General features: G+C 46.0%; 9 protein-coding genes. 7 read left to right on the forward strand and 2 right to left on the reverse strand.

Translation table 11 applies throughout. The features are described from left to right. Nucleotides 1-206: 206 nt before the first annotated feature. Both ilvD and ilvE read right to left on the reverse strand, forming a co-directional pair. Nucleotides 207-1,874, reverse strand: coding sequence for a dihydroxy-acid dehydratase (gene ilvD, locus D1B31_RS08180; protein WP_118920263.1), 1,668 nt, complete (start codon nt 1,872-1,874; stop codon nt 207-209). A 10-nt stretch (nt 1,875-1,884) separates the two neighbouring features. Next, nucleotides 1,885-2,793: a branched-chain-amino-acid transaminase gene (gene ilvE, locus D1B31_RS08185; RefSeq protein WP_118920264.1), complete on the reverse strand. Its 909-nt coding sequence runs from the start codon at nt 2,791-2,793 to the stop codon at nt 1,885-1,887. 496 nt (nt 2,794-3,289) lie between these two features. Here ilvE and D1B31_RS08190 point away from each other — a divergent pair, with 496 nt between their 5' ends. The 7 genes from D1B31_RS08190 to D1B31_RS08220 all read left to right on the forward strand — a co-directional run bounded on the left by D1B31_RS08190 (nt 3,290) and on the right by D1B31_RS08220 (nt 11,989). Continuing rightward, on the forward strand, nt 3,290-5,155 hold the full coding sequence (locus D1B31_RS08190; protein ID WP_240035211.1) for an FUSC family protein: 1,866 nt from the start codon (nt 3,290-3,292) through the stop codon (nt 5,153-5,155). A gap of 184 nt (nt 5,156-5,339) precedes the next feature. Beyond that, nucleotides 5,340-5,999 (forward strand): acetate CoA-transferase subunit alpha, encoded by a 660-nt coding sequence (gene atoD, locus D1B31_RS08195; protein ID WP_118920266.1) that lies wholly within the window; start codon nt 5,340-5,342, stop codon nt 5,997-5,999. After that, a complete protein-coding gene (locus tag D1B31_RS08200; protein ID WP_118920267.1) occupies nt 5,999-6,649 on the forward strand; it encodes a 3-oxoacid CoA-transferase subunit B in 651 nt (216 codons plus the stop codon). The genes atoD and D1B31_RS08200 overlap by 1 nt, the downstream gene beginning before the upstream one ends. 51 nt (nt 6,650-6,700) lie before the next feature. Next, the gene (locus tag D1B31_RS08205) at nt 6,701-7,888 is read left to right on the forward strand and encodes an acetyl-CoA C-acetyltransferase (RefSeq protein ID WP_118920268.1); all 1,188 of its coding nucleotides are present in this window, start codon (nt 6,701-6,703) and stop codon (nt 7,886-7,888) included. Nucleotides 7,889-8,176: 288 nt separating this feature from the next. Further along, the gene (locus D1B31_RS08210; RefSeq protein ID WP_118920269.1) at nt 8,177-9,613 is read left to right on the forward strand and encodes a GntP family permease; all 1,437 of its coding nucleotides are present in this window, start codon (nt 8,177-8,179) and stop codon (nt 9,611-9,613) included. Nucleotides 9,614-9,646: 33 nt separating this feature from the next. Next, the gene (locus D1B31_RS08215; RefSeq protein WP_204562997.1) at nt 9,647-10,429 is read left to right on the forward strand and encodes a 3-hydroxybutyrate dehydrogenase; all 783 of its coding nucleotides are present in this window, start codon (nt 9,647-9,649) and stop codon (nt 10,427-10,429) included. 153 nt (nt 10,430-10,582) lie between these two features. Then, nucleotides 10,583-11,989 carry a sigma-54 interaction domain-containing protein gene (locus D1B31_RS08220; protein ID WP_118920271.1) on the forward strand — a complete coding sequence of 469 codons (1,407 nt, stop codon included), beginning with the start codon at nt 10,583-10,585 and terminating at the stop codon, nt 11,987-11,989. The last annotated feature ends 44 nt before the right edge of the window (nt 11,990-12,033 follow it).

The following is a 12,033-nucleotide window of genomic DNA, read 5'->3' on the forward strand; positions in this document are numbered from 1 at the left end:
AGTGATCCGCTCCGTTTTTGTAACAGGTGCTGAAAAACACCCGGTCGAGCCTAGTAGGGGGTTGGCCCGTTCAGCTTAACACTCAGGGATGATGTCGGAATAAGTGGTATTTCCGGGCTTCCACCATCCCCGGATCTCTGTAAATACCGAATTCTTATTCCTTTATTCCCGTCATCGATTTATCGATATGCACATATGCAAGTTTTTTAAAATTTCATGATTCCGCCTGTACTGGCCGAGGTGACGAGTTTGGCGTATTTTGCAAGGTAGCCGGTTTTGATTTTCGGTTCCGGCTTCACCCAGTTTTTCCGCCGGTCTTCCAAAACCTCACCATCAATAATCAGATTGATGGAACGGGCTTCAAGGTCGATGATGACCAGATCGCCATTTTCGACAAGTGCGATTGGACCGCCTTCAGCCGCTTCGGGTGAAATATGGCCAACTGAGATGCCGCGGCTGGCTCCGGAGAAGCGGCCGTCCGTAATCAACGCGACTTCTTTATCCAAACCGCGTCCGGCGATGGAAGCGGTAGGAGCAAGCATTTCCGGCATTCCCGGACCGCCTTTTGGCCCCTCATACCGGATGACAACAACATGCCCTGGTTGGACGATGCCGCTGTCAATTCCAGCTTGGGCTTCTTCCTGCGATTCAAACACAATCGCCTCGCCGGTGAATCTCTTGATCGATGGATCGACCGCTCCGACTTTAATGACGCCGCCGTCAGGTGCGAGATTGCCGAACAGGATGGACAAACCGCCTACCGGGCTGTAAGGGTTATCCCTTCTGCGGATGACCTGATCGTTTGTAATTTCAGCATCCTTTATATTTTCATAAAGGGTTTTTCCTGTAATGGTGATGGCATCCTTGTGGATCAGCCCGTCAATTTTACACAACTCGTTAATAATGGCACTAACTCCGCCGGCATGATGCACATCCTCCATGGAATAATCGGAAGCTGGACTTATTTTTGAAAGGTAAGGAACCTTTTCAGCAATCCGGTTGATGTCCTGCAGGTCATAATCAATTCCGGCCTCATGGGCAATGGCCAATGTATGCAGAACTGTGTTCGTTGAGCCGCCCATTGCCATATCAAGTGCAAGGGCATTATTAAAAGCTGCCTTCGTCATAATGTCGCGCGGTTTGATATCTTTTTTGATAAGGTCAATCAAGTGTTTCGCCGCATTGTTAATCAATTCGTGCCTTTTATTGGAAGTGGCAACAATCGTTCCGTTATCAGGAACAGTCATGCCGAGCATTTCCATGAGGCAGTTCATTGAGTTTGCTGTGAACATGCCTGAACATGAGCCACAGGTCGGACATGCATTCGTTTCAATATCCAATAGTTCCTTCTCGGTAATTGCTCCTTTGTTATACGCTCCCACCCCTTCGAAAACAGAAACGAGTGAAAGGGGTTTTCCTGTTGACGAAACGCCGGCTTCCATCGGACCACCTGAAACGAAAACCGAAGGGACATTCGTCCTTGCTGCCGCCATCAGCATGCCGGGAGTAATCTTGTCGCAATTCGGGATATAGAAAACCCCGTCGAACCAATGGGCGTTAATAACGGTTTCCGCACTATCGGCGATAATTTCGCGGCTCGGCAGGGAATAACGCATCCCAATATGGCCCATCGCGATTCCATCATCAACACCAATCGTGTTGAATTCGAACGGGACGCCGCCCGCCTCGCGGATTGCCTGCTTGACGACTTCAGCAAAAACATTCAGATGCTTATGGCCGGGAATGATGTCGATATAAGAATTGCAAACTCCGATAAACGGTTTATCAAGGTCGCTTGTTTTCACTCCGGTTGCATAAAGCAGGCTGCGGTGCGGGGCCCTGTCGAACCCTTTCTTAATCATGTCGCTTCGCATATTGACCTCCTTAACCCACTACTGCTTTTTGTTTGGCCTCCGGGTAGCATTGGACGCCATCTACTGTAACTAGCTTTCTAAATTCTTCGAGGAGATGATTCGTAACCGGTCCCGGCTTGCCATCCCCAATTTTTCGTCTATCCACATCAATGACGGCGATCACTTCTACGGCAGTGCCCGTAAGGAACACTTCATCCGCTATATATACGTCATGCCTAGTGAATGGCTGTTCTTTGACTTCATAACCATTTTGCTTGGCAAGTTCGATAATGGCGTTTCGGGTAATGCCCTCCAGAGCGCCAAGATAGACAGGTGGGGTGAAAATGACCCCGTTTTTGATAATTAATATATTGTCGGCAGACCCTTCCGTTACATAGCCCTGATCATTGAGCATGAGAGCTTCATCAACGCCTGCCTGGTTGGCTTCAAGTTTTACAAGGATATTGTTTAAATAGTTCAGGGATTTAATTTGCGGGCTTAACACATCCGGACGGTTCCGTCTCGTCGCAACCGAACCAACTTTCAGGCCGCGCTCGTATAGTTCTTTTGGAAAAAGGGACAGCGGTTCGGCTATCACGATGACCCTTGGCATTGAACATGACGCCGGATCCAGCCCGAGGTTTCCCATGCCCCTGGAAACGACCACGCGTATGTAAGCGCTGGATAATTCATTTTTTCTTACTGTTTCAACAATGATTTGGGTCATTTCCTCGGCTGTATAGGGAATGGCCAACATGATGGAATGGGCCGATTCATACAGCCTTTTCAAGTGGGCATCCAGCCGGAAGACATTTCCGTCATAAACACGGATTCCCTCGAAAACTCCATCGCCGTAAAGAAAACCGTGGTCGTAAACTGAAACGACCGCATCTTCTTTCCTTACAAACTCACCACCAAGAAAAATATACTGACTGCCCAAAACACATTCACTCCTCTTAAACCATTCGCTAGGTTTATATTCTTAGTGATTAAAATAATTTGGTATGTCCCAGAAAAGCTGCAAATGAAGTACGTGAAACCGATAACTAACTTTTCTGAGATTTCCGTCTATAATACACCCATCCTTTAACACTTTCAAGTCGAAAAATAAGATTAGTCTGATAAATTAGAATCTTTAAGTAATATGTTAGCGTTTACAATGCTGGTAGATGAAGGAAAGAGGGAATCAAAATGTTTTTTTAAAAAAATTAAAAACTACTCACGTATCGTTTTAGTTTAGAAGGAAGGAGGAGAGGAAATTCATGAGCAGACACTCATGTATAAAATGAAAATAGGCGTATAATATGAAAAGTATTGTGATAAGGGAGGGTTTTGCCTGAATGTATTTTTAGGCAGATAAATGGATGGACAACGCAAATAAAACATCGAATAAATCTAATATTTATACAGTTTTTCAAACTTTTAAAAGTGCTTTTATGTTCAAAAGAAACCCATTTCCATGGCGAAAGGCTTTATGTGCAGGATTGGCATCTTCACTGCCAATTTTGATTGGAATTCTAATGGGAAATATGGGATATGGGCTTGCAGCCGGCATTGGGGGATTTGCGTATTTATACGTCTTTAATCAGCCTTACGCACAGCGTGCTAAAATGATCTTCTTAGTGGCACTGGGACTTGCTTTTTCCATGGCATTGGGAATCCTTCTTTCCCCTTATCCGGTCGGAATGGCGATTGGGCTCGGGGTTCTAGGTGCTCTTGGAATTTTTTTGTTTGGCGCTCTCAAAATCCCCGGTCCTTCTGCAGTGTTTTTCGTTCTATGCTTTGCCATTGCAACAGGGCTTCCCGCAACACCGGACGAGGCGCGGATACGGGCAGGCCTCGTTTTACTAGGAGGATTATTATCGTGGCTGATTAGCATGGCTGGCTGGTTTTTTCATCCGCATGGTCCCGAAACTGCAGCAATGAAAAAAGCGTATAGCCAGCTTGCCAATTTTGCGGTATCGGCCGCGGTGGGGAAAAGCGAAGAACAGTATAAAACGGTAACTGCCTTAAAAGAGGCGGAAGCGATTCTCCTCTCTGGCTACTCTTTCTGGACTCATAGTGAACAATATAAACGCCTTTATCTACTGAACGATCATGCCAATCGTTTGTTTTTGGAAATCCTTGATTTAACCCGTAATGGGAAGGCGCTTCCTCTAGAAATCAGCCAGTCTTTGCTGGCACTGGCCGGGGCAATTGGCTCGCGGAAGAAAAACGAGGCTAAGATTCTGCAGCCTGAAATGAGCAATGGTAGGATTGCCAATTTATTCATGAAAATTTATGACGCGGATGCCATTATGAATGAGCCGATCGAAAAAATTGAACAATCTGTAAAAATTGTCAAGCCCTCAGTAAAATCGCAGTTGCTTGGTGCTTTTGATAAGAACTCAATTGTTTTTTTATCTGCTCTGAGATACGGCATTGTTCTCATCGTTGCTTCGCTTATTTCCTATGCATTGCCAGTTGAGCGGCCGTATTGGATCCCGCTTTCGTGTGCAGCTGTCATGCTCGGGTCAACAATCGTTGCGACATTTCACCGTGCCATACAGCGAACGTTCGGTACGATGATTGGGCTTATTATTGCAAGTGTCATCCTGCTCAATATCCAGAATGCCTTCTTGGTCGTGCCCACGATTTTTGTACTTACTTTCCTGACAGAGCTGTTCATTGTCCGAAACTATGCCTTGGCAGTAGTGTTCATTACGCCTTCAGCTTTGTTGATTGCCGAATATTCAACGAGCATTCATAACTTCACCCTATTTGCGTCAGCCAGGGCCGAGAACATTGTTATTGGCAGCCTGATTGGTTTATCAGGGGTCCTGTTGTTTGGGCGTAAGGCAGCTTCAAGCAAGTTGAATCATTTTCTTGCAAAAACAATTCGCAGCCAGGGGCAATATGTGGTCGGGCTGTTTTCAGAGGACAATAAAAAAATGTCTTTTCATGAAAGCGGCGAGCGGAGAAAAATGCATGTCAACCTGGTGAACCTGATTACGATTTACACGTCCGCCCTAGGTGAGCGCGCGGTTGGGAAAAGCAAACTGGAATCGTTATGGCCCGCCATCTTTTCAATCGAATTATTGGGTTACTATCTTGATTCTGCCTTGAAATATGAGGAGAGGCCGATTCTTTCCGACCAGGAACTGGCGCAACTGCTCTATGTATTTGAAACAATGGCCAGGGCAGTGGAACAAAATCTCCCGCCAGTGCCAAGACAAATCCCAGAACTGCAAAAATTCTCAACGATCCGAAATGAAATCATTCGGCTTCAGAAGGCCTTAACAATTGGGGTGGAGTTTGCTTGATAGAGCAGACAAAATACTATTTAACAAAAATAGAATGGCATGAATCGGAATCGAGCCTGCTTCAGTAGCAGGTTCTTTTTACGGGAAAATTGTGAACATCTAAACTTTGGCACACTTCTTGCATCTTAGAATGGTGTGAGAAAGAACAACCTCACGTACAAATACATTCGGGGGTGTTTTTAGGGTGAACAAAGTAATTTCAAGAGAAGAAGTTTCTTCGTTTTTCCGGGACGGAATGACAGTGATGGCGGGCGGCTTTATGGGGGTGGGAACTCCACAGGAACTCGTTGATATTATGCTAGAAAAAAACATTAAGGACATTACACTGATTGCAAATGATACCGCCTTCATTGAGTCCGGGGTCGGGCCACTGGTTGTTAATCACCGGGTAAAAAAAGTTATTGCTTCGCATATAGGAACAAATCCGGAAACCGGAAGGCAAATGATTGCAGAAGAAATGGAGGTTGAACTAGTTCCCCAAGGAACTTTGGCTGAACGTGTCCGTGCTGGCGGCTCTGGTCTTGGCGGAGTATTAACACCAACTGGAATAGGAACAGTTGTCCAGGAAGGCAAAGAAGTCATCACGGTTGATGGGCGTGAATTCCTGCTTGAGAAACCACTTAGGGCAGAGGTGGCGATTCTTAAAGCTTATAAAGCTGATAAAGCGGGGAATCTTGTTTATCACCGTTCCGCTCGTAACTTTAATCCGCTGATGGCTTTAGCTGCTGACGTTGTGATTGCCCAGGTGGAGAAAGTCGTCGGGGTAGGCGAGATTGATCCGGATGAGGTCATGACTCCGGGTATTCTAGTTGATAAAATTTTGGTTCAGGGAGGCTGCCAATAATGACTATTACACTCTTAAGCCCAAAACAAATCATTGCAGCGCGTGTTGCAAAAGAAATGAAAGACGGTGATGTTGTCAATCTTGGAATAGGACTACCGACTATGATACCGAATTTCCTGCCGGAAGATGTCAATGTTATTTTGCAATCGGAAAACGGCTATATCGGCCTAAAGCCGCTTGAAGGGGAAATAGATCCTGATCTTGTCAATGCGGGAGGCCAGCCGGCAGGGATTATTCCCGGAGGAGCATTTTTTGACAGCTTGTTTTCATTCGAACTGATTCGCGGCGGGCATGTGGATGTAACTGTGCTTGGTGGACTTGAAGTTGATGAAAAGGGCAATCTTGCAAACTGGATGGTTCCTGGCAAAATGGTTCCTGGCATGGGGGGAGCGATGGACCTTGTGACAGGCGCAAAAAAGGTAATCGTCGCGATGGAGCACTGCGCAAAAAGCGGAACTTCCAAAGTCCTTAAAGAATGCCGGCTTCCGTTGACCGGTAAAGGAGTGGTAGACCTGATTGTGACCGAGATGGCGGTATTCCGTGTTACACCGGAAGGACTCCTGCTTGAGGAATTGCAAGAGGGAGCAACTCTTGAGGAAGTTAGGGGAAAAACTGAAGCATCATTTAAAGTCAATCCAGCTTTATTATAGGTAAAACACGCTTTAGGTTTACACAAAAAGGTAAAAATAGGGGGAGAAGATATGCGTGATGTTGTAATTGTAAGTGCGGTCCGGACTGCAATAGGCAGTTTTATGGGGACATTGAGCAATACGCCAGCAACAGAGCTTGGGGCAATAGTAATTCGGGAAGCTTTAAAACGGGCGGGAATCAGTGGAGAACAGGTAGACGAAGTGATCATGGGCAATATTCTTCAAGCCGGTCTTGGCCAAGGGCCCGCCCGCCAAGCAGCACTTAAGGCCGGATTACCTGTTGAAGTGTCTTCGATGGCAATCAACAAGCTATGCGGCTCGGGGTTAAAGGCGGTCCATCTTGCTGTACAGGCGATACAAACTGGCAATGCCGAAATTGTTGTCGCAGGCGGAATGGAGAATATGAGTATGGCGCCTTATCTACTGCCTAACGGGAGAAGCGGCTATAGAATGGGCGATGGCAAGGTTTTAGATAGCATGATAAAAGACGGCCTTGAATGTGCGATCAACAACTATCATATGGGGACCACAGCCGAAAACCTCGCCGGCAAATACGAATTATCAAGAGAAGAACAAGACGAGTTCGCAGCCTGGAGCCAGCAAAAAACTGAAATAGCCATTAAGGAAGGAAAGTTCAAGGATGAAATCGTGACAGTGGAAATTCCGCAGCGCAAAGGGGAGCCAATCAGGTTTGATACAGATGAATTCCCGCGCCAGGGGATAACCGCGGAAAAGCTTTCAAAGCTAAAGCCTGCTTTTAAAAAAGATGGTACTGTTACAGCTGGAAACGCTTCGGGAATTAATGACGGGGCAGCTGCTTTGATTGTGATGAGCAGAGAGAAAGCAGTCGAATTGGGCATCGAACCGCTCGCAGTCATTAAGGCAAACAGCACAGCGGGGGTGGATCCTAGTATTATGGGCATTGGGCCAGTTCCTGCAGTGAAGAAAGCACTGCAAAAAGCTGGTCTTTCCATGGAGGAAATCGATTTGATTGAGGCGAATGAGGCGTTTGCCGCCCAGGCCTTGAGTGTTGGTCGCGAGCTTGGCATCTCAAAGGAAAAGCTGAATGTAAACGGCGGGGCAATCGCGCTTGGACATCCAATCGGAGCAAGTGGCGCCCGCATACTTGTCACCCTGCTCCATGAAATGAAACGCAAGAGAGCCCGCTTTGGTTTAGCGACTTTGTGCATCGGCGGCGGCCAAGGAATTGCTACAATTGTAGAAATGGAAGGAAAATAGATAAGAGTCAAACTTCCTTGATTCCGGAATTCCGGAGTGAAACTTGTCCGGTTTTCCGGAATTACGGAAAAAAACAAACAATTAATAAGTGATTTAGCAATAATGAAAGGAGTTAAAATGATTGAAAAGTGGGTATTTTTCAATTATTTTAATAAATAATGGAATTTTTCAAGTTTAATTATTTTTATGGCACGATACTTGCATCTTAATTAGATTGCTAGCTTCATTTTGTAAACGCTTACCAAGGGGATGAAATGGAGCTCGCACAAAAAGTGAAGGGGGATTTACATGGAATTATTCGGTATTCTTTTAGCGCTTGGGCTTCTAATGTTTGTCGCCTACCGCGGGTTTTCTGTCATTCTTTTCGCGCCAATCTGTGCACTCTTAGCTGTCGTACTTATTGAACCAAGCCATGTCCTGCCATTCTATTCAGGTGTTTTCATGGAAAAAATGGTTGGATTCATCAAATCATACTTCCCTGTATTTTTGTTGGGGGCAATATTCGGGAAAGTAGTTGAGATGTCCGGCATTGCAGAATCAATCGCCAAGACAATTGTTGGCTGGCTTGGTGCTAAAAGGGCAATTTTGACAATCGTTTTATTGGGCGCCATTCTGACATACAGCGGGGTCAGCCTGTTCGTAGCTGTTTTCGCCATTTATCCGTTTGCTGCCCAGATGTTCAGGCAGTCCAACATTCCTAAACGGCTCATTCCGGGTACAATCGCACTCGGCGCATTCACATTTACAATGGATGCTTTACCCGGCACCCCGCAGATTCAGAACGTTATCCCGACGTCATTTTTTAAGACTAATATTTACGCATCTCCTATTCTGGGTATTATCGGTGGGATTTTCGTCTTTGCATTAGGAATGGTTTACCTCGAATGGAGAAGAAAAAAAGCTGCGGAAGCCGGAGAAGGATACTTCGGTTTCGATTCTGAAAATGCCGCAGCCGCGGAACAGCTTGCCACAGAACAAAATGAATCGGTTCCGGATATGTCACAGGGACAATCCCGTGCAAGACAAATCCTGGCATTTGTACCGCTCGTCCTTGTCGGAGTGACGAATAAATTGTTTATCACTTTGATTCCAAAATGGTATCCTGAAGGGTTTGATTTTGCCGCCATCGGCCTCAATGCATTTACTGTAGATGTATCGGCGGTTATGGGAATCTGGGCCGTTGAAATGGCCTTGATTGTGGGAATCATTTCAGCTTTGTTTTATAACTGGAAGCGTGTAACGTTTAAATTCAAGGAAGGCCTTAACCTAGCTATTGCAGGCTCGCTCCTGGCCACAATGAATACAGCTTCCGAGTACGGATTTGGGGGAGTTATCTCATCTCTTCCTGGTTTCGCGAAAATAAGCGACGGCATCTCCAATACATTTACAAACCCACTTGTAAATGGCGCGGTTACAACAACTACTCTTGCTGGTATTACTGGTTCGGCTTCCGGAGGAATGGGGATTGCGTTAAGTGCGATGGCTGACAAATACAATGCGGCGATTGCTGCGGCAAATATTCCACCTGAAGTTATGCACCGAGTTGTATCAATGGCTTCCGGCGGTATGGACACGCTTCCGCATAACGGGGCGGTCATCACGTTGCTTGCTGTTACGGGCTTGACCCATAAGCAATCATACCGGGACATTTTTGCGGTAACGATCATTAAAACATTGGCAGTATTCGTCATTATTGGCCTTTATTCTATGTTCGGCCTTGTCTAAAAAGGGAGTGTTAAACAAATAGGGAGGTTTATTATGAAACAGTTAGATGGAAAAGTCGCCTTTATTACTGGATCAGCAAGCGGGATTGGACTCGAAATAGCCACTGCTTTTGCCAAAGAAGGGGCGAAGGTTGTGATTTCAGACCTGAATGCGGAAAAGAGTGAGCATGTAGCAGAAACGCTACGCAGCGAAGGCTTTCAGGCATTTTCCGCGCCATGTGATGTCACGAATGAAGAAGCATATAAAAATGCCCTTCTGTCTGCAGCTGAAAAGTTCGGTAAAATCGACATCCTGGTCAACAATGCAGGGCTGCAGTTTGTTTCGCCAATCGAAGAATTCCCAACCGAAAAGTTTGAGCTGCTTGTAAAAGTCATGCTGACCGCCCCGTTCATCGGCATTAAAAGCGTATTTCCAATGATGAAAAAACAGGGCTTTGGCCGCGTAATCAATATGGCTTCCATTAATGGTGTAATCGGTTTTGCCGGAAAGGCTGCTTACAATAGCGCGAAGCATGGGGTAATCGGCCTGACCAAGGTGGCCGCCCTTGAAGGCGCTGCAGATGGAATTACTGTCAATGCACTTTGCCCGGGCTATGTCGATACACCGCTCGTCCGCGGCCAGCTTGGCGACCTTGCCAAGACAAGGAACGTTCCATTGGAAAGCGTCCTTGAGGAAGTCATTTACCCGCTAGTTCCACAGAAGAGGCTTTTATCAGTATCAGAGATTGCAGACTACGCCATCTTCCTGGCAAGTCATAAAGGCCGGGGAATTACTGGCCAGGCAGTCATCCTTGATGGAGGCTATACTGTCCAATAGAAGAATGGCTAGTTTACTATCTCTGTCTTTCTAGTCCCATCAATCCTGTCCAGCGTTCCGGACAGGGTTCTTTTTTGTAAAACGATTGAAAACGGGTACATTTCTTGAAGTTCCTTGTTATAATTACCGTAATAGTCTGTCAAAGGTGGGGAAATGGTGAACGTACGAATTGATGACATTCCTGTGCATTGGCTTGAGGAAATTATTAATCTATCTGCTGAGAAAATCGTTGTGACCGACCGTGACGGCATCATTCTTTATATCAACGAATCCTATTGCAATTTTCTCGGGACAACTGTGGAACAGGCGATGAGAAGGCCTGTCCAGGAAGTGATAGAGAATACAAGAATGCATATTGTGTCCCGCACCGGTCAGGCTGAAATTGCAGCCGTCCATCACATTAATGGTTCCGAAATGATTGCTAACCGGTTTCCGCTTATTGTATCGGGTGAACTGGTAGGAGCCGTTGGGACTGTCATGTTTAAAAATCCGGAAGAATTGCATTCATATAAGGGGAAAATTCACCATCTTGTCGAAGAGTTAAAATACTATAAAACAAAATTAGAAAAAGAGCTAACGAGTAAATATAGCTTTTCCGACCTCATTGGGACAAGCCGGGCCTTCATGGAAGCGAAAACACTCGCAGAAAGAACTTCCGGCAGTAAATCGGCGGTTCTGCTGCTTGGGGAATCTGGCACAGGTAAGGAGCTGTTTGCCCATTCCATCCATTCATGCAGTTTGCGGAATGGCTTTCCGTTTGTCGCTATTAACTGTGCATCCATTCCTGAGCATTTGCTTGAATCTGAACTGTTTGGGTATGAGGACGGGGCGTTTACTGGTGCAAAAAGAGGCGGGAAAAAAGGCCAATTCCAGTTAGCGAACCGAGGTACTATTTTTCTTGATGAGATCGGCGATATGCCGCTGGCGATGCAAAGCAAGCTTCTCCGTGTACTGCAGGAAAAGGAAGTACATCCGGTAGGCAGCCAGAAATGTGTCAAGGTGGATGTCAGGATTATTGCGGCGACTCACCGGGATCTTGAACAGATGGTGGAAGAAGGCACATTCCGCCAGGACTTATATTACAGGCTGAATGTGATAAAAATTGAAATCCCACCACTTCGCAACCGGAAAGAGGACATTAAACTTTTAGCCGAAAAACTTGTGGAAAAGCTCGAGAAAAAGTTTCACCGTAAATTTACGGACTTGTCCCCGGAGGTTGTTGCAATCTTGGAAAAGCACTCGTGGCCGGGCAATATCCGTGAACTGGAAAACGTTATGGAACGCTGCATTAATGTACTGGATGGGGATACAATCAAAATTCACCATCTTCCGCTTTACCTTCGTGATCAGGAAATATCCGCTGGGAAACAAGCAATTGAAACAAAATCTAATTCTGTTGAATCGGTCAGACCGTTGAAGGAAATCATAGCCGAAGCCGAAAAACAGGCCATCATGAATGCGTTGGCAGCCGCGGATGGGAATCGCCAAGAAGCGGCCAAGCTGCTCAACATTGGCAAAACAAGCTTTTATGAAAAATGCAGGATTTATTCAATTAAGTGAAGCGCCAGGGCCGCGTGTCGCCTCCTTCGTGGATGCGTGGATTG

Origin of the sequence: Neobacillus notoginsengisoli (genome assembly GCF_003515685.1) — a bacterium.
Taxonomy (GTDB): domain Bacteria; phylum Bacillota; class Bacilli; order Bacillales; family Cytobacillaceae; genus Bacillus_D; species Bacillus_D notoginsengisoli.